Below are 19,063 nucleotides of genomic sequence, written 5' to 3' on the forward strand. Positions count from 1 at the left end.
TACTACTAATTTTCAGATTTGGTAACTGGCAAGGCTATAAACATAGAAACACCCCGTCTCTGTACCAACAAGATTATATTTTGCTTTTTAATAGATTGGGCATTGTCATACAATATATTTAATTGATCTATAGAAGCTATAGGTTGTTGATTGCTCGCTATTACTAAATCACCAATTTTAAAACCATAATTTTTTTCATCTTTTGCGATATCAGTTACAATAATGCCCTCAACTTTACTTTTAATAGCAAATTTTCGTTTAAGGTTATCTGTTAAATTACTAAAAGTAACATTATTTTTTACAACAGAAAATTTATTATCAGAAGTTTTATCGCTTACCTTGTCGTTTACTTTTTTAGGCTCTATATCTTCTTCACTACTAATCTTGCCACTTAATTCTTGATTTTTGCCATTTCGTACAACGATAATTTTTACCTCTTGATCGACGGTAGTTTCAGCAACCATTATCTGCAGCCTCCTAGAATTTTTTACCGGTTGTCCAGCAAATTCTATTATTACATCCCCAGGTTTTATACCAAATTTATCAGCTGGACCATCTTTTTGTACTTCCACTACTAACGCTCCCGAAGCTTCTTTTAACTCAAACCCTTCAGCTATTTCATTAGTTACTTCTTGAATTACTACCCCAAGCCTACCGCGATTAATTTTTCCATTTTGCCTTAGCTGGTCAATAATTGATTTAGCAGTATTAGATGGAATAGCAAATCCAATACCAATACTAGTCCCAGAAGGTGAAAATATTGCTGTATTGACTCCTATAACTTCACCATTAATATTGAACATTGGACCACCGGAATTACCATTATTAATAGCCGTATCAGTCTGTATAAAATCATCTACTATACCGTTAGTGTTATCAATATCACGTCCCTTTGAAGATATAATACCAGCAGTTACTGTTCCTCCAAGTCTACCAAAAGGATTACCAATAGCAATAACCTGATCTCCTACCCTAGCTTTACTGGAATCACCGAATTTTACAAAAGGCAAAGGAGTTTCGATCTCAATTTTTAAAAGAGCAAGATCAGTTTTTTTGTCACTACCTACCAATTTGGCTGATAGCTCCCTATTATCCGTTAATTTTATGTGAATCTCATCTGCATTTGCAACTACATGATGGTTGGTAACAATAAAACCTGTAGGATCTATAATAAAACCAGAGCCAAGGGGAACAGATTTAGGATTTGAATACATCTCATCAAAATCAAAAGGTAGATTAAAACGCTCCAAAAGTTCATTAAAATGATCGAATGGAAAACGCTCAAAAGATTTTTTATGAGAATCCTCTAATTTTTGGTTATATTGTACTGTATACACATTTACCACAGCTGGAATAAGTGGCTCAACAATGTCTGCAAAACTATAATTATGGGATTCAGGTATCTTTATTGGCACTGACTGTAAATTATTAGATTCCTCAGGAGTAATTTTGCTTGGCTGGATATTTTCAGCAAAAACAGAAGATGCCAACCACATAGTCATCAGAAAAGTGACAATTAAATACCTTAGTAAATTGTTAAACTTACAAATATTTTGGACCATATCATCTACCCAATTACTAATCATTTTTACTCTCTCAATGTCATTCTATTTACCCAAATTTAGATATTTAAATAGCCCTGCTTCCGGAGACAACACAAAAGAAGTATCATCTTTCTTTAAAGTATTTTTATATACTTCCAAGGATCTATAAAATTTATAGAATTCTGGATCAACAGAATAAGCAAGATTATATATCTTAGCTGCCTCCATGTCACCATCACCTTTTATGATTTGAGATTGCATATAAGCTTCAGCAAGTAATATTTTACTTTCTTTGTCAGCTCTTGATCTTATACGAGCCCCTTCTTCTTGTCCTTCAGCTCTTATTTGGGTAGCTTCTTTTTCACGAGCAGTTTGCATGCTACGATAAATTGCTGCACTATTCTCTTTCGGTAAATCAGCTCTTAAGATTCTAACGTCAATTACATCAAGTCCAAAATTCTTTGCTTCCTCATTAACCTGATTTAAGATATTTGACATTATGTCAGACCTTGCACTTGTAAGAAGACTAGTCAAAGGTAATCTACCTATAACCTTTCTCATTGAAGATTCTAGGTTTTTATTAAGTCTAATTTTAACACCTTGGTAGTTATGTACAGTTTTGTAAAACATCACAGGATCAACAATACGAAATTTGGCAAAAGCATCTACGATTACCCTTTTTCCATCAGAAGCAGTTAGCTCTTTTGCTTCCGCCTCTACATTTAAGATACGTTTATCAAAAAATTCAACATTCTGAATAAATGGAATCTTTATATTTAATCCTGGACTTTCAATGGTTCTCATTGCTTCACCAAATTGAAATACCACAGCGGAATGGCGTTGATCAACAGTAAATAAAGCACTGGTAACTGATAATAATAATCCAAAAACTACGAAACTTATATAATAAATTGTCTTCATCCAGCACTACTCCTTAATTTTATTTTGCTGAATTGCCATATGCGGCAAAACGCCATTAGTACCCATAATAACTTTGCTGGTATCCATTAGAATATTTTCTATAGCTTCTAAGTAAAGGCGATCCTTAGTTATTAACTTATTAGCAACATATTGTGTATATACAGCAGCAAACCTTTTGCTGTCTCCTTCAGCTCTTGAGATAACCTCTTGTCTGTAACCTTCTGCTTCTTGGACAATTTTAGCTGCCTGCCCTCTAGCTTTAGGTAAAATATCATTATTATAGGATTGTGCTTGATTTATCTCACGTTCTTTATCGGCTTTAGAAGTTTGTACATCCCTATAAGCATCAATTACTTCAGCTGGCGGCTCAGCTTTTAGTAACTGCACTTTCTCAATACCAACACCAGCATTATAATGATCAAGGATTTTCTGTGTTAAAGCTTCAATCTTATTAGTGATTTCTTGTTTTTGGTCTGATAATATCGAAGAGATAGGAGTATTGCCTATAACTTCTCTTATAGCACTTTCAGCAGCTGTTTTTACAGAATCTTCTGGATTAACAATATTAAAAATATATTTTTCTAAATCAGTAATATGCCACATTATATCACAATTTAGTGCAACAATATTCTCATCGCCAGTAAGCATAGTACTTTCAGCAGCCACAGCTTTGGTGTTGTCCACATTAGACCTAAGGCTACTTGTTGATCTATAGCCGATCTCAATTCTACGAGACTGGTTTACCTTCTCAACTACTACCTGTTCAAACGGTAATGGAAGGTGATAATTCAAACCAGGGAATCCTTTACGAACAAACTTACCAAACCTCATTACTGCAGCTTCTTCTCCTTCCTTAACTTCATAAACTCCGGAGGCAAACCAAACAGCAACTAACGACAACAAAACTAACACCATTATGTTATTGTTGAAGCCAAACTTATTATAGAAATCATTAAGGTTAAACTTATTTTTTTTCCTTGGCCTAGTAAATATATTATATTCACTTTTTTCTTCCTCTTCAGAATCTTCCCAAGGGGATTTTCTTAGAACCTGAGTATATATTCGATTAAACATTTTCTACTATTGCTTTTTGTTAATTTGTATATTATATCACTAAATATAGTCAGAACGCCCTCGCAAAGCGAGGGGCTTGACGGTTATGAGCAGCCCAAAGGGCTGCCATTGTTAATTAAAATTCTCCTGATTCGTCAGAGCCTAAACTATCAAGTTGCTCTTGATTCTTAATGTAGTGTTTGATCTGATTCTCTTCAAATCCTACAGTTGAGACCGCATAACCTCTAGCCCACAACTTTTCTCCATTAAAATTACGTTTTCGTCTACTAAACTGCCTAGCAACGGCTATAGCACTTTTCCCCTTGATATAGCCTATTACTTCAGCTACAGAATATTTAGGAGGAATCTTGATGAGCATATGCACATGATCTTGTACCATATGCCCCTCTATGATCTTGCTCCCACGTTGAAAAGCTAACTCATGGAATACGTTCCCAAGATATTTTCTAACCTTCCCGTACAATTCTTTTTTACGACACTTTGGAGTTAACCACTCTGCACTGCAAGTGCAGAGCTTAATATTACGGCATGAATGCCTCATGTATGTACTAACTTAAAAGGGTTTTGTCGCATCTATAAATCATACTACATCAAGATTGTTAAAACTAAGGTTTTGGACATTATGATGCCATTAACATAGCAAAATTCTCAAAAGTAGAAAGATTATCATTAGCTCCAATTATTTGTCTTTTTTGCATCATACGAATATTTTCTATACCGGTAATAGTCATTTCTGCAGAATGAAAACTCTTAAAACCAAGCATTGGCTTTGTACGTTTTTTGATAAACCTATGATCTTGTTCTACAAGATTATTCAAGTATTTGGTCTGAATAACCTTAATTTTATAATCTTTAGGAACTTCTGTATTCAAATCATTAAGAGCAGCCGTATTACTACCGCTTTTATCAATTACTACTTTCTCAGGAAAATTATTCTCTCTAAAGGCTTTACGAAAAAATGCAAGTGCTGCAGGCTTGTCTCTATGCTTACGTAGCAGAAAGTCTACAGTATTACCAAGACTATCTAGTGCTCTATATAAATAAACCCATTTACCGTTTAATTTAATATAAGTCTCATCCATTCTCCAACTACTACCAACTGGCTTCTTTCTTTTTCTAACCACCTGATCTATCAATGGTACAAATTTTATAACCCATCTTTGTAATGTAGAGTGATCAATTTTTGCTCCCCTTATACTCATCATTTCTTCCAAATCTCGATAACTTAAAGAAAATCGGCATTTCATATAGACAAATAACATTATTATTTCTGGTGAAGAACAAAATCCTTTGAAATATGATAATAATCTTGCAGTAATACGAAACATCTTAACATCTTTTTTAGATCATTATATCAATCTTTTTTCTATTGTCCAACATATGCGACAGAACCAATGAAACTTTATGTTATTTTGTACCACTTGCTATGCATCTTAATATGAATGATATAGCAAACGAATTAATTAATATATCTTTAAAATACCTATTAGGTCGTAACTATAAATTGTAAACAGCGTTTGACTCTCTAATAAAAATTAACCATCTAATACCATTTCCGAAAACTAATCATCACATCATCGTATTTCATGATCTCCGCTCCTCACGTACTAGTTGTCATATCTTTACCCACATCTTTTAAAAGTGGCATACTTATTAGGCTTTAAAATACATCTTTGATATTAAAACCTGATATGTATAACCTATTTAAAAAGATGTGGGTAAAGATATGACTAGTTGTACGCTCCGGTACACAACTGTTGAAAGTTTACAAATATAGTCAATTCAGGAGGATTTGGTGCTAGGAGCGATGGAGCGACGCCTATATGTAATAGGCGAGCGACGAGTGACGACGTCACCAACTTCTCATCAATTGACTATACCTATACTAACCTGAATTCGATGTAACAAGTTACATCGAATTCAGATTCAGGAGTAATTTTAGCATTAATCTAGTAGTAGGTCCATGTAGTTCTAGTACTTCTATATTTTCATAAGCCTCAGATGCTAGAAATGTTATATAATACAGGTGTTGATTTTTTAGTAACGAGCCTTGACGCGGTTAGATATACAAGATATAATTATATACTAAATTTCTTTTATAAGATATTAGTGCTAACTCAATGATAGGTAAGCCACTAGTTTGACTAGTGAGACCATCAAGGCTTGGTCTTTAGATTTAGTATAAAGTTAACCACTCTGCACTGCAAGTGCAGAGCTTAATATTACGGCATGAATGCCTAATGTATGTACTAACTTTTAAGTGGTTCTGTCGCATATGTTGGACAATAGAAAAAAGATTGATATAATGATCTAAAAAAGATGTTAAGATGTTTCGTATTACTGCAAGATTATTATCATATTTCAAAGGATTTTGTTCTTCACCAGAAATAATAATGTTATTTGTCTATATGAAATGCCGATTTTCTTTAAGTTATCGAGATTTGGAAGAAATGATGAGTATAAGGGGAGCAAAAATTGATCACTCTACATTACAAAGATGGGTTATAAAATTTGTACCATTGATAGATCAGGTGGTTAGAAAAAGAAAGAAGCCAGTTGGTAGTAGTTGGAGAATGGATGAGACTTATATTAAATTAAACGGTAAATGGGTTTATTTATATAGAGCACTAGATAGTCTTGGTAATACTGTAGACTTTCTGCTACGTAAGCATAGAGACAAGCCTGCAGCACTTGCATTTTTTCGTAAAGCCTTTAGAGAGAATAATTTTCCTGAGAAAGTAGTAATTGATAAAAGCGGTAGTAATACGGCTGCTCTTAATGATTTGAATACAGAAGTTCCTAAAGATTATAAAATTAAGGTTATTCAGACCAAATACCTGAATAATCTTGTAGAACAAGATCATAGGTTTATCAAAAAACGTACAAAGCCAATGCTTGGTTTTAAGAGTTTTCATTCTGCAGAAATGACTATTACCGGTATAGAAAATATTCGTATGATGCAAAAAAGACAAATAATTGGAGCTAATGATAATCTTTCTACTTTTGAGAATTTTGCTATGTTAATGGCATCATAATGTCCAAAACCTTAGTTTTAACAATCTTGATGTAGTATGATTTATAGATGCGACAAAACCATATAAGGATAATAGTAAAGCCAAGAAGCGTAAGAAAATAATGAGGCATTTAAAAGTATTACTGGGTCGTTTAGTTAGGATATGTCAGCGAGAAATAGCTAAAGCAAAGTTAAGTTTATCGGCAAGACAACAAGAAATACTGAATAAGATAAAAAAGATACAAGTACAATCTATATTGAGTAAAGCAGAAAAAGAACAATATAAAGAAGAGAATAAAATATTATATAGTTTTCATGCACCGGAGGTAGAGTGCATTGGTAAAGGGAAATTAAACAAGCCATACGAGTTTGGTAATAAGGTTTCGATAGCAGTAAGTGGTCGGGGTAACTTTGTATTAGGGACAAAATCTTTTCATGGCAATCCATATGATGGGCATACATTATCGGAGACTGTAGAGATTGTAAAAGAATTAACAGGAGTTGAAGTAGCAAGAACCTTTGTTGACTCAGGTTACAAGGGGAATAATTTTAAGGAGAAGGGCAAAGTGTATAGCCCATATTGCAAGAAGAAACTATCGTCAGATGATAAGGCAATGCTCAAGAGACGGAGTGCCATAGAACCGATAATAGGGCATCTTAAAAGTTAGTCCGTCCGCCAAAACTCAAAAAAATACTACTTGTGGCACTAATTTCCAAAAATTGTATGATTTTAGACTAAATTATTATGATTTCGAGAGCTAATTTCAAGTTTTTGTATCAAAAACACCCTATTTCCCAAAACATACTCAATTTGCTCGTTACCATTTTTTTGTATTTCCATAAGCTTTTGATATAAAACCCTTCATTTTCTTATGGATTTTACTATTACTTTTTGCCTTAAAACCCCTTTGTCTATAAGGCTTGTAGAGTTTTGGCGGAGCGACAAGTTATGGTAGAGTTGGCAGAAACTACCTGAAAGGGGTAATAGGAGATGTCATTAATCCGTTAATTTCCGCTGTAGGATTGAACTTACGGTGTATTGCGAATCATTTACTCAAAACAAATTTTTCTACATAGAAATTAGTCAGTAAAAAAATAATCAAATAATTACAAAATCGTTAATAAATCATCATGCAAAAATTCTCTAAAAATCATCTTTTTGTACCAAAAATTTAAATCAAAAAAATTAAACTCTCAAATTTTATACAAGAATTTTTGGCTAAGGTATTAAATTTTGAATTTTTCTTAATTTTTAGCACTTTTGACGGGGAGACTATTTAGTCTCTTAATTATCTTGAATAGAGTTCAACTACTAAATGTACTTCTAGTTCAAATGGGTACGGAACATCAGAAATTACTGGGATTCTGACAAACTGACCCGACAATGAATTGGAATCAAAAGTTAAATAGCTTGGTACAATGTTTCCTTGTTTGCTAGCTGTCTCGAGTATTACAGGGATTTGTTTTGCTGATTCCTTTAGCTCGATGACATCTCCTTCTTTTAGTCTTATACTTGGGATATTAACCTTTTTACCATTCACTTTAATGTGACCATGGGTAACAAATTGTCTTGCAGCAAAAATCGTTGGTGCAATATTCATTCTGTATATAACAGCGTCAAGCCTTCTTTCCAATAGGGCTATAAAATTTTCACCCGTATTGCCTTTCATTTTTTGTGCGAGAGTAAAAGTATTTCTAAATTGCTTCTCGTTAATTCTACCATAATGGCATTTAAGTTTTTGTTTAACCTTCAAATGTAGACCATAATCAGAAGTTTTAACCATACTATTCTGACCATGTTGACCAGGACGATAATTTCTTGTATTGAAGGCATCTTTACTATCGCCCCACAGGCTCACACCAAGTCTTCTGCTAGCCTTATATTTAGAATTAATAATTTTTGTCACGCTCTATGTCTCATAATTTTGATATCATACTGACGTCATTATGACGTTAATTTAAGTATACTCTTCTGCTTTGAAAATATCATGGATTCACATGCTCACGTACTATATGTACGTTCCGCTTGCTCACCATTCATTTTCAAATCCAATTCTTCAAATCATTTGAGTATATATATTTTAACAATTAAAGTCAATTCCTCATTTTTTGAAATTATGATAAGCAAATTATGCAAGAGGTCTATTCTAATTCCTTGATTTTATCGGATGATTCGAGCAACTGGGCATCAATAATTTCAGATTTTGATGAAACAAGCTGATAACGCTCTATAGGATGCTGGATTGTTTTGTTACCAATATCTATGCCTAATTTTTGAATATTCCTAGCCTTAGATAAAAAATGTCGATTAAAAGAAGCGGCAAATTTATCATAATTATTGACTATATGCTGAATATTATTGCCAAGTTTCTGCGAATGCTCCGCTAACGAAGCAATAGAGGTCAATAATTTTCTTACCTCTTCTATAATTAATTTGTGATTTTCTGACCGTCTATAATCTGAAATTTGGAATTTAGCAAATGATAGCATATTCATAAGTCCTGCTGGACCAACTGGAAAGATATTGTTTTCCCAGGCTTTTTGTAAAAAATTATTATCTGCAATCAGAATTTTTTCAATTGCCTGTTCAGTAGGGACAAACATCAAAGTAACTATATTAGCAAAATGTTCCTTTTTATCTTGGAAACTAGCTAAAATATTTTCCGCGTAATCTTTACTATTTAAGGACTTTAAATGATTATTCATAGTTTTACTAAGATTAGAACTATCTTGCCCTAAATCTACTAAAAACTTTGAAGCTTTTGCATCTATAACCATTAAGTTACCAGAAGGTAAGAAAACTAGGGCATCTGGTCTAAGTTTTAAATTATCGGTAGTTGTCACAGAATATTGTATGATAAAGTCTAAATTAGAACGTAGACCTGATGATTTTAGAATGTTCTCAAGAGTAATTTCAGCAAGTAATCCAGCTCCAGATGGAGAAAGAAGAGATTGTTTAATAATGTCTACTGTTCCTTTAGATTGTTCGATATCCCTACTTAATGACCCAACCATGTTTATTAAACGTTCAAACTCGTTATTAAATTTGCTTGTTGCTCCCGAAATATTTTTTTCTGATAATTCCCTTGCTTCTTGATTTTCCCGTCTATGAATTTCAATTAATTGTTTAGACAGCTCATTACCAAGATCAAATAAAGCATTTTTTGCCGATACATATGACTCCTGCCTTGCTTTATCTGCTTCAGCTATCAATTGATTCTGATAGTCTACTTTACTAGATAATTGCTCAATTTTTTGGATATAAGAAATTTTTTCTTGCTGCAAAATTTGATTCTGCTTATTTTCTTCTAAATAGTTATTTGATAGAAAGCCTAATTCTGCATTGAGCTTGGTTGTCTTATGATAAAACCAAACGAACAAGCTAAATAAAACAACAAGTCCGGTAGTAAGCAATAATGAAATATAACTCATTGATAAATTTACTCTTTAGTTAGTAATTTCGGAATTACCCGGTCTTCTAAAGGACCAGTTGGCATAGCTGGCTTTAATAATTTCGGAGTTAAAATGAATTTAGTCTTTTGTTCAATAGGCGAAAGAGTAACAAAATAACTATGCGGTTGCTGAATTATCCCGTATTTATCCCATTCTGGGTATAGCCTATCTAGGTTACCTTTAAATTCATGAGGACCATAAACTTCAATCTCACCAAATTTATATTTCTTCAGTGGAAATACTTCGTTAATATAAAAGAAATCATTAGGAAATCTACGTAACGTTCTGAAATTAGCAGATATAAACATGTTGTCTTTTGGGCGAAAAATAAAAATATCTATACATACCTTGTTGCATATAGTGTAAAAATCTTGATGGTAAGTTTTATAACCTAACTCGACAAAATCTGTTAATATATCTTGTAACCTTATTTCATCAGCGTGCATTATACCAATATCTAAGTCATCATCAAAAGGTATAAGACCTTTATGCCTTACTGCCCCAAGAAGTGTACCGCCCTCAATCCAATATTGTATATTATGTTTAGTCAATATTTCATGAGTATCTTTCATTAATTGGTATAAGCTTAGGGCTTTGTTTTCACTAATTGTATATTTCTGTACTTGTTGGTCGGTAGGAGTTACATATCTCCATTTGTGATCATAAAACTCTACATAGCCTAGGTACAAACCGTAAGTAATTATAATTACTCCAGCTATTTTAAAGAAAAAGTTATTAGTTTTTTTATGATTTTTGTGCATATATATTTCCCATGTTTATAGTCACCTTTTTGGTTAAAACCCCAAGCTTCAGCTGGGAAAGACTTCAGTCCTTGTTCTAATATTTCAATTCACTATAACTTGAATATATGATATTTTAATATACATAAGAGCAAGCTCTTCATGTATATTAAAATATCATATATGACAGATTATAACAAGACTAGCCACACTGTATTTTACCATCGCTTTCATGTTGTTTGGATCACTAAATATCGCTACAAAAGTATTGCAGGGTAACTTATAAGAATTAGGATCAGAGAGATAGCACAGGCATTAGTAATATCTCTTTAGAGTAATAGCGACTTCCAGTCTAGATATCAACCCACCAGCTTCAGCTGGTTGTTATTGAGTTTAGTAGACTTTTTTAAAGTTATAAACTATAAGTTGCTTTAGTTAGATAATTATATATGAAAGTAAAACCAGTAATTATGGCTGGTGGTCTAGGAACTAGATTATGGCCATTATCACGACAGATGCAACCAAAACAATTTATAAAAATATTTAAGAATTTGAGTTTAATACAAAAAACTTTGATTACAAACAGAACTTTAGGCAAACCAACTTTAATAATTGCTAAGGAATATGAATTAATAGCAAAAGAGCAACTTAGAGGGTTTTGTCGCATCTATAAATCATACTACATCAAGATTGTTAAAACTAAGGTTTTGGACATTATGATGCCATTAACATAGCAAAATTCTCAAAAGTAGAAAGATTATCATTAGCTCCAATTATTTGTCTTTTTTGCATCATACGAATATTTTCTATACCGGTAATAGTCATTTCTGCAGAATGAAAACTCTTAAAACCAAGCATTGGCTTTGTACGTTTTTTGATAAACCTATGATCTTGTTCTACAAGATTATTCAGGTATTTGGTCTGAATAACCTTAATTTTATAATCTTTAGGAACTTCTGTATTCAAATCATTAAGAGCAGCCGTATTACTACCGCTTTTATCAATTACTACTTTCTCAGGAAAATTATTCTCTCTAAAGGCTTTACGAAAAAATGCAAGTGCTGCAGGCTTGTCTCTATGCTTACGTAGCAGAAAGTCTACAGTATTACCAAGACTATCTAGTGCTCTATATAAATAAACCCATTTACCGTTTAATTTAATATAAGTCTCATCCATTCTCCAACTACTACCAACTGGCTTCTTTCTTTTTCTAACCACCTGATCTATCAATGGTACAAATTTTATAACCCATCTTTGTAATGTAGAGTGATCAATTTTTGCTCCCCTTATACTCATCATTTCTTCCAAATCTCGATAACTTAAAGAAAATCGGCATTTCATATAGACAAATAACATTATTATTTCTGGTGAAGAACAAAATCCTTTGAAATATGATAATAATCTTGCAGTAATACGAAACATCTTAACATCTTTTTTAGATCATTATATCAATCTTTTTTCTATTGTCCAACATATGCGACAGAACCTCTATATATTCCCACCCACAGAAATATTGCCAATACATGTTTTCTTTTAGTTCTTCCTCTGCTAATGAATCTGAAAAATTATACATTGCTTGTAGCATCGTTACACCAAGCATCACTCTATGACATTTTCTATTTCTACCAAATCTCTTAATAGAAACATTTTTTGATAACCATTCTTCTAGACCAGACCAATTTATTAATTCTCTTAATTTATATAGCTTATTATTTGAGTTTAATTCTTCTTTTAATTTATAACCAAAAAGTTTTCCTTGTTTTTGTGATTTGATAATATTTTCTATTGGCATATTGACTGAAATCCATAAGGTTTATTAGCATATTTTAACATTTTCTTATGGATTTCTTTATTATTTTCTGCCATTAAACCCTATTATCTATAAGACTTATAGAGTTTTGCCGGACAGACTAGAAACTAAAATGGCTCAGGATGGCATTATACTTAAGGAAGCTCAATTACGTGTCTTGGAGAATCGTAAGAATCTTAAAGAGGCACATGGGGAAATAGAGACAGAACATCGAGGCTATCTTGGTTGTCAAGATGTTTACTATGTTGGCAACTTTAAAGGAATAGGTAAGGTTTATGGTCAAACTTTTATCGATAGCTATTCCAGGGTGACGGATGCCAAATTATACACAGACAAAACAGCTATAACCTCTGCTGATATATTAAATGATAGAGTTCTACCTTGGTACGAAGAACAAGGTATTCCTATACTACGTATATTAACTGATCGTGGTACTGAATATAAAGGAAATATAGAACATCATGCCTTTGAATTGTTTTTAAGTATTGAAGGAATAGAACACACCGTTACAGTATACCTGCAGCAAAACTGCATAACTTTATCTAATGTTTTTGCTAGTATGAATTTTTTATACATTTGGGTTTCATACTATGCAAATACCATCAATTACTATTGAGCAAGTAGCTCAGCAATTTAAAGCCTGGCGTCAAACTAAAACTAATAAGTTTGATCCTATACCAAACCATCTAAAGGAATTAGTATAATGGACTGAAAAAATTAGACAAAGAAGCAGGTATTTTTGTTTCTCAATAAGTATAGAATAATAAATAAAATTAAAGAGAAACAAATGGGTAAAAAACAAATTAAAAATTTTAGTGCAGAAGCAAAAACTAAAATAGTATTAGAGATGTTAAAAGAAGAATCAACAATAGGTCAGTTATCGGTCAAATATGAAGTAACGGCTAAAACTATGCAAAACTGGAAACGACAATTTTTAGATAATGCGTCATTGGCATTTGAGCCAGCAAAAGCTGTTAGTGAGTACAAAGGGCAGATTAGTGAACTTAAGAATCAAAACGATGAACTTGCAAAAGCATTAGGTAAGGCTACAGTCGAGAGGGACTGGGCGGTGGGAAAGCTAAACAGCTTGGACTTATCAAATAAGAAAAGTCTTGTCGACCCCAAGCTGAGTACGTTAGCAAAGACAAGGCAATGTGAACTATTAAAGATAAGCAGATCTGGAGTATATTATAAAGCTAAAGTAATGAGCTTATATAATCTTGATATTTTAAATAGAATAGATGAAATATATACGGATAACCCTGAGTATGGTTATCGTTATATATACAAACAATTATTGGAAGACGGCTTTAATGTGGGCAGAGATAGGGTGCTTAAATATATGGGAATAATGGGTATAGAAGCTATTCATCCTCATAAAAAGCAATCTACTTCTGTGAAGGATGGTCAACATAAAATTTATAGCTATTTGCTTGAGCCGTACTGGCACAAATCAGGAACGAATAGAACTATTCATGTACCTTATGTTAATCAAGTGTGGAGTGGTGACATTACTTATATTAGAACTAACGGAGGATTTATGTATCTTGTGGCGATTATAGATTGGCATAGTAAGGCAATACTAAGTTATAAAGTATCTAATTCTATGGATGCATCACTTGTAACCGATGTATTAAAAGATGCACTGAATAAATACCCTGCACCACAAATATTCAATAGTGATCAGGGTAGTCAATATACTGGACATGAGCATACGGGAATTCTAAAAGAGAATAATATACAAATCTCAATGAACGGTAAGGGTAGAAGCATTGATAATATTGTGATTGAAAGATTTTTTAGAACTTTAAAATATAATTGTATATTTATAAATGATTTTAAAAATATCGCAGAACTTAAAGATGGTATTGATAAATACATGGATAAATATAACAATCAAAGATTCCATTCAAGTATTGGTTATAAAAAACCGATGAACGTGTATCTTGATTACTTACAAAATGCAGCTTAAAAATTATGTAAAATGGGAAACAAAATTAGTGAAAAATTTGTCTTGAAAAATCAGTCCAGTTTCGTATTCCCGAGTACTATAGTACAATTATGTATTGTACATATGGTTCGCAATTCAGTAAAGTATGTGTCATATAAAGATTTAAAAGAGGTCACATCAGATCTAAAACAAATTTATACAGCTAATAATGACGAAATGGCACGTTTAAAACTTCAGCAATTTGGTGTAAAATGGGATAAAAAATATCCGGTAATTTCTGATATTTGGCAACGTAATTGGTCTGGGATAATACCGTTTTTTGCCTTTCCTGAAGAGATCAGAAAGGTAATTTATACTACTAACACTATAGAATCTGTAAATCGTCAAATTAGAAAAATTATCAAAAATAAGGGGGTGTTTCCAGATGATAAGTCAATTCAAAAAATAATATTTTTATCCCTACAAAATGCAGCCAAAAAATGGACCATGCCTATTAAAGATTGGTCTTTAGCTTTAAATCAATTTGAAATACTTTGTGGAGATTTTAAATATGATTTATTGGAAAATAAAAAATGAACTTACACAAATTAAATGATTGACTCGTTCAATTAAAAAAGCCCATGAGCCTACCCTCAAAACTTCTCCTGTCTCAACTTCAAATCAAGCTCTACAACAAAATATTAATTTTCTCCCATTTCAACTATTAAATTCTATAGATACCGATCCTGTAGCTGCCCCCAAACAAAATCACTATACTTGTCACATTATTAAACCAAATGGTACCAAACTTATTATCCAAACACTAGAACCAAAAACCATAATTCAGACATTTTTATGCTGCAACTAACCCCGGCGTCAGTTATTTTTGTTGCCACTATTGCCATCGATTTTCGCAAGGGTATCGATGGCTTAATCGCTGTTTGTAGACAAAAACTTTCTTCTGACCCTCTTAATGGTTCCTTGTTTTTATTCTATAGTTAACCACTCTGCACTGCAAGTGCAGAGCTTAATATTACGGCATGAATGCCTCATGTATGTACTAACTTAAAAGTTAGAAACTATTTGTGTATGGCTCATTTAGAAAGTGTCACAACACAAAAAGAATATATCTGTGAAGTGTAAGATTTTGTTAAAAAATATCTGTATGATTCATTCTTATCTTTTCTTGATAAGATATTTAAAATTTATGTTGAAACGACGCACTGCAAGTGCGGGGTTTTTCTCCCAAAGTGGGACAATAAAAACAGAACTGCCATTAAAATTTTGTCCTTTGACGGTCAAGGCTTTTGGCTATGCTCTAAACGCCTATCCAAAGGTAAATTTACCGCAAAACTTTTCCCATCTGATAATTCATCTTATCAAATTTGTTATAGAACCTTACACATTCTTATTCATAATGGTGATCCTAGTTCTGCCAAATTCTCTAATGATTGGCTTCCTGTCGTTTAAGCTGCTGTCTCGATTAATTCCGTATTATTCATATATCTTGCATAGGCAAAAGGCGTATAATTCGCAGGACGCTTCTTTGCTTTGCTACTCTGCTCTTGTAGCCAATTTAAATATTTAAAGGCATTGATCTCGTTCTCACTACAAGTCTTTACTATACTATACAGACCACTATGTATCTCAGCACTATTGATTGTTTTAAAGAATAATGAATTCTTCCTTTGTAAAATAATGGTACGCAGTGATCTCTCAGCCCAATTATTATCAAGATTGCTAACTGGGATTTTTAAAAATTGGGTCAAACCTTCTTTATTATTTATCCAATATTTCATAGCTTGTCCAAGCCTACTATTAGGCTCAACTTTCTTGTCGTTAAATAATTCGTCTATTTTGTTATATATGTTTTCTATATATTTACTGCTATGTTCCTGATGATACCCAAGTTTTTCTTCAGGACTCATCTCTTTACATTGATGTTCATTGTGGTAAATCCCTCGTGTTTGTTTGAGAAAATATCCGCATTCTTCAGGGTAATATAGTTCATTCTCTGTAAATTTTCTCTGACCATGTGACAAACAATTGATCATCACTATTATTGCCAGTAATTCTTGATCTGCTTCTGATAATACCGGGTTATTATTGTTACTTGCGTCAGTCATTAATTGGATAGAATCTGTTCTATTCTTACGATTCTTTAGTACGTTACCTATATTTTCTCCACCATGCCTATTACCGGTAAAATATAAAACTATCACCTCATTATTTGCAGTCTTAGCACATATTGTAGTAGTATAACAGCTGCGTCCTTTCTTATTTTGAGTACGTAATTTCTTATTGGCTATAGTAATTTCTAAAATCCTAGCTCTAGTATCATCAAGGTTCAGTGAACTACATTCGGCAGCCATTTCCAATAATACCCCGTAAATTTCAGCTCCACCACCTTCTTGCCAAACATCTAAATATTGTTGCCAGAGCGAGCTATATGCCACAGGAACACCACTTAAACTTTGCAGCCTAGATAAACGGTAGAAAGGAGTACCATAGGTCTTTTGTAACACTATTGCACTTCTGCTACTATTTGTCCATTTGTTGATATTTTTATTGTTCATAACTATATAATCACAAGCATTACAACGTAGCGTTTTCTTTACATATCTGTTGACTGTAATTGGAGCATTACCTGTAAATTGTAGCAATTTTCTAGCTTCACTATTATATAGTTTGCCATTACAACAGTGAGGACAGCTATCACCACTACAAAAATTCTCAGGAGTTAAATAGCTGGTATTCGCATCCTTATAATCATCAAACCCATATTTACCTTGCCAATTACTACGATCTATCTTTTTGGGCTTATCGCACTCTTCTTCATTACCACCATTCCCGTTATCAGATTCACTTGGCGGTTCTTTTAATGAATCTGAACTATCTTTTTTTTGTTATCTGCCTTAAAACCAATCAGCATTTCCTTAAGCTTATTTATACTGATATTTGATGATGCTAGCTTGTCTATTAGCTCATTACAAAATTTCACAAGTTCTACTATCGTTTGCTGTTCATCTCCCGTTAATGAACTTTCCTTGACATGTTGTATTAGTTCTTCTCGTTCTTCAGCACTTAAGGTCGCTACTTTTGGTTTTTTCATTTGATTAATTATCATTATTATTAATATTTCAAATGTTATAATATAATTGGTACTTTTTCAACTAGTTTTTATTACAAAACTTACGCTATGTTATCTCAAGTATGACTAAAAACCTTGGCTGAAAGCCATTTTTTCATAGTAAAGAATTTTAATAATATCTCAGTACAAAGCCACTTATCATAAAACATAGCGTAAGTTTTGATTAATCGGTGATATTTGCATAGTAGAAACCCAAATTTATACAATAAATTCATACTAGCAAAAAAATTAGATAGTGTTACGCAGTTTTGCTGCAAGTATACAGTATTGAAGGAATAGAACACACCGTTACAAAAGCATATTCCCCTCAAACTAACGGGATATGTGAGAGGTTTCATAAAATCATGAAAAATGAGTTTTATGATACTGCAATGCGTAAAAAGATTTACAATTCACTTTTTGAATTGCAAAAAGATCTTGATACCTGGTTACATTATTATAATAACGAACGCCCTCATTCCGGCAAGTATTGCTATGGTAAAACTCCAATGCAAACCTTTAAAGATAGTAAAAAATTAGCGTTTGAAAAAAATAATGATATCTTGTATCTTGAACACTTATCTGACAGTCAAAATTTATCTGACAATCTAATAAGTTAATTTATGGGGTCTGTAAGATCAAATCTTGACTTCTACAAGAATTAAAACAGCATCTCCATCTTGCTTATATAAGTTATAATCATATTATCAATACCAATGCAAGAAGCCATAATAAGTTTTGGATAGTAGATGACAAAGTTTTTTATTTTGGTAGTCATAATTTTTACCCAACATCATTACAACAATTTGGCATTATTGTAGATAGTATAGAAGCTGCTAAAATATTATTGGAATCCTATGTGGGAATATTCTGCTAAATATACTGCTCGTAAATGAAGAGTTGGTAGACGATAGTATAACTTCAAGAAGAGCTAGGTAGTAGCAAAGTCGAGCAGCGTAGCGTACATGAGTAACTAGGCAGCTTCGATCTTTAGACACGACAACGCCAATTCTTGGAGCCTTTCTAATTAAGTGTGTAAATTTTTCATAGGGCTTAAATTCTACCTTCAAATTTTATCAAAAAGTGAGCCATAGCTGCGTTCCAGTTTGGAATCGGCATAACCCATTTCTTGGTCATATAATCAATTGCCAAATACAAGGTCTTAAAAACGGCATTATCATTTGGAAAAACCCGTTTATTCTTAGTAACCTTACGTAATTGGCTATTGACAGATTCTACACTATTAGTTGTGTATATTACTTTCCTTATCGCCTCAGGGTATCCTAGAAAAACCATTAAATTTTCCCAATGAACATACCAAGATTTAGCAATTTGTGGATACTGTTTACTCCATTTAGCTTCAAAAGATTCGAGTCTGTCCTATAGTTTGTGTAAGTTGCAAAGAAAGCAGTAAGAGATTACTGTAAAAAAAGTAACTTAAGCAAGCA

General features: G+C 32.6%; 21 protein-coding genes and 3 pseudogenes. 11 read left to right on the plus strand and 13 right to left on the minus strand.

The window, feature by feature from the left end:
* Nucleotides 1–5: 5 nt before the first annotated feature.
* From AAHN00_RS07805 to AAHN00_RS07825, 5 genes are all read right to left on the minus strand, one after another.
* A complete protein-coding gene (locus AAHN00_RS07805) occupies nt 6–1,562 on the minus strand; it encodes a Do family serine endopeptidase (protein ID WP_342270923.1) in 1,557 nt (518 codons plus the stop codon).
* A 45-nt stretch (nt 1,563–1,607) separates the two neighbouring features.
* A complete protein-coding gene (locus AAHN00_RS07810) occupies nt 1,608–2,465 on the minus strand; it encodes a protease modulator HflC (RefSeq protein ID WP_342270924.1) in 858 nt (285 codons plus the stop codon).
* Nucleotides 2,466–2,471: 6 nt separating this feature from the next.
* Entirely contained in the window at nt 2,472–3,539 is a 1,068-nt protein-coding gene (gene hflK, locus AAHN00_RS07815; RefSeq protein ID WP_342270925.1) for an FtsH protease activity modulator HflK, read from the minus strand.
* Nucleotides 3,540–3,654: 115 nt separating this feature from the next.
* Nucleotides 3,655–4,080, minus strand: coding sequence for an IS200/IS605 family transposase (gene tnpA / locus AAHN00_RS07820; protein ID WP_342270926.1), 426 nt, complete (start codon nt 4,078–4,080; stop codon nt 3,655–3,657).
* 79 nt (nt 4,081–4,159) lie between these two features.
* The gene (locus AAHN00_RS07825) at nt 4,160–4,867 is read right to left on the minus strand and encodes an IS6 family transposase (protein ID WP_342270905.1); all 708 of its coding nucleotides are present in this window, start codon (nt 4,865–4,867) and stop codon (nt 4,160–4,162) included.
* Between the two features lie 999 nt (nt 4,868–5,866).
* On the opposite strand from AAHN00_RS07825, the gene AAHN00_RS07835 reads away from it, so the two are divergent.
* Complete coding sequence (locus AAHN00_RS07835; RefSeq protein WP_342270905.1) at nt 5,867–6,574, plus strand: IS6 family transposase; 708 nt, start codon at nt 5,867–5,869, stop codon at nt 6,572–6,574.
* Between the two features lie 100 nt (nt 6,575–6,674).
* Nucleotides 6,675–7,220 carry a hypothetical protein gene (locus AAHN00_RS07840; RefSeq protein ID WP_342270927.1) on the plus strand — a complete coding sequence of 182 codons (546 nt, stop codon included), beginning with the start codon at nt 6,675–6,677 and terminating at the stop codon, nt 7,218–7,220.
* A 621-nt stretch (nt 7,221–7,841) separates the two neighbouring features.
* Here AAHN00_RS07840 and rpsD read toward each other — a convergent pair.
* The 3 genes from rpsD to AAHN00_RS07855 all read right to left on the minus strand — a co-directional run bounded on the left by rpsD (nt 7,842) and on the right by AAHN00_RS07855 (nt 10,766).
* Nucleotides 7,842–8,459 carry a 30S ribosomal protein S4 gene (rpsD, locus tag AAHN00_RS07845; RefSeq protein ID WP_342270928.1) on the minus strand — a complete coding sequence of 206 codons (618 nt, stop codon included), beginning with the start codon at nt 8,457–8,459 and terminating at the stop codon, nt 7,842–7,844.
* A gap of 235 nt (nt 8,460–8,694) precedes the next feature.
* Nucleotides 8,695–9,984 (minus strand): DNA recombination protein RmuC, encoded by a 1,290-nt coding sequence (locus AAHN00_RS07850; protein ID WP_342270929.1) that lies wholly within the window; start codon nt 9,982–9,984, stop codon nt 8,695–8,697.
* Nucleotides 9,985–9,992: 8 nt separating this feature from the next.
* Nucleotides 9,993–10,766 (minus strand): LicD family protein, encoded by a 774-nt coding sequence (locus AAHN00_RS07855; protein WP_341752248.1) that lies wholly within the window; start codon nt 10,764–10,766, stop codon nt 9,993–9,995.
* A 428-nt stretch (nt 10,767–11,194) separates the two neighbouring features.
* On the opposite strand from AAHN00_RS07855, the gene AAHN00_RS07860 reads away from it, so the two are divergent.
* The gene (locus tag AAHN00_RS07860) at nt 11,195–11,479 is read left to right on the plus strand and encodes a sugar phosphate nucleotidyltransferase (protein ID WP_342270930.1); all 285 of its coding nucleotides are present in this window, start codon (nt 11,195–11,197) and stop codon (nt 11,477–11,479) included.
* Here AAHN00_RS07860 and AAHN00_RS07865 read toward each other — a convergent pair.
* Together AAHN00_RS07865 and AAHN00_RS07870 are read right to left on the minus strand one after the other, a co-directional pair.
* Entirely contained in the window at nt 11,460–12,167 is a 708-nt protein-coding gene (locus AAHN00_RS07865) for an IS6 family transposase (protein WP_342270905.1), read from the minus strand. The genes AAHN00_RS07860 and AAHN00_RS07865 overlap by 20 nt on opposite strands.
* A 13-nt stretch (nt 12,168–12,180) precedes the next feature.
* The gene (locus AAHN00_RS07870; RefSeq protein WP_342270931.1) at nt 12,181–12,537 is read right to left on the minus strand and encodes a transposase; all 357 of its coding nucleotides are present in this window, start codon (nt 12,535–12,537) and stop codon (nt 12,181–12,183) included.
* Between the two features lie 118 nt (nt 12,538–12,655).
* Between AAHN00_RS07870 and AAHN00_RS07875 the strand changes: the two are divergent.
* The 6 genes and pseudogenes from AAHN00_RS07875 to tnpB (AAHN00_RS15090) all read left to right on the plus strand — a co-directional run.
* A pseudogene (locus AAHN00_RS07875) lies at nt 12,656–13,066 on the plus strand (IS481 family transposase); the annotation flags it as partial.
* Nucleotides 13,067–13,342: 276 nt separating this feature from the next.
* Nucleotides 13,343–14,527, plus strand: coding sequence for an IS3 family transposase (locus AAHN00_RS07880; protein ID WP_342270912.1), 1,185 nt, complete (start codon nt 13,343–13,345; stop codon nt 14,525–14,527).
* A gap of 12 nt (nt 14,528–14,539) precedes the next feature.
* Nucleotides 14,540–15,082, plus strand: coding sequence for a transposase (locus tag AAHN00_RS07885; protein ID WP_342270932.1), 543 nt, complete (start codon nt 14,540–14,542; stop codon nt 15,080–15,082).
* Between the two features lie 19 nt (nt 15,083–15,101).
* On the plus strand, nt 15,102–15,353 hold the full coding sequence (locus AAHN00_RS07890) for a hypothetical protein (protein WP_342270933.1): 252 nt from the start codon (nt 15,102–15,104) through the stop codon (nt 15,351–15,353).
* Nucleotides 15,341–15,487: an IS66 family insertion sequence element accessory protein TnpB gene (gene tnpB, locus AAHN00_RS07895; protein ID WP_342270934.1), complete on the plus strand. Its 147-nt coding sequence runs from the start codon at nt 15,341–15,343 to the stop codon at nt 15,485–15,487. The genes AAHN00_RS07890 and tnpB (AAHN00_RS07895) overlap by 13 nt, the downstream gene beginning before the upstream one ends.
* A 282-nt stretch (nt 15,488–15,769) precedes the next feature.
* Entirely contained in the window at nt 15,770–15,955 is a 186-nt protein-coding gene (tnpB, locus tag AAHN00_RS15090; RefSeq protein WP_410521371.1) for an IS66 family insertion sequence element accessory protein TnpB, read from the plus strand.
* Here the strand turns inward: tnpB (AAHN00_RS15090) and AAHN00_RS07900 are convergent.
* A complete protein-coding gene (locus AAHN00_RS07900) occupies nt 15,952–17,148 on the minus strand; it encodes an IS66 family transposase (RefSeq protein WP_342270935.1) in 1,197 nt (398 codons plus the stop codon). The genes tnpB (AAHN00_RS15090) and AAHN00_RS07900 overlap by 4 nt on opposite strands.
* A gap of 215 nt (nt 17,149–17,363) precedes the next feature.
* Nucleotides 17,364–17,597 (minus strand): hypothetical protein, encoded by a 234-nt coding sequence (locus tag AAHN00_RS07905; protein WP_250310741.1) that lies wholly within the window; start codon nt 17,595–17,597, stop codon nt 17,364–17,366.
* Between the two features lie 293 nt (nt 17,598–17,890).
* Here AAHN00_RS07905 and AAHN00_RS07910 point away from each other — a divergent pair.
* Nucleotides 17,891–18,235, plus strand: a pseudogene (locus tag AAHN00_RS07910) (integrase core domain-containing protein); the annotation flags it as partial.
* A gap of 86 nt (nt 18,236–18,321) precedes the next feature.
* Nucleotides 18,322–18,492, plus strand: coding sequence for a hypothetical protein (locus AAHN00_RS15095; protein ID WP_410521442.1), 171 nt, complete (start codon nt 18,322–18,324; stop codon nt 18,490–18,492).
* A gap of 176 nt (nt 18,493–18,668) precedes the next feature.
* Here AAHN00_RS15095 and AAHN00_RS07915 read toward each other — a convergent pair.
* A pseudogene (locus AAHN00_RS07915) lies at nt 18,669–18,980 on the minus strand (transposase); the annotation flags it as partial.
* Between the last annotated feature and the right edge of the window lie 83 nt (nt 18,981–19,063).

The sequence above is a fragment of the Candidatus Tisiphia endosymbiont of Parasteatoda lunata genome (genome assembly GCF_964030955.1).
Taxonomy (GTDB): Bacteria; Pseudomonadota; Alphaproteobacteria; order Rickettsiales; family Rickettsiaceae; genus Tisiphia.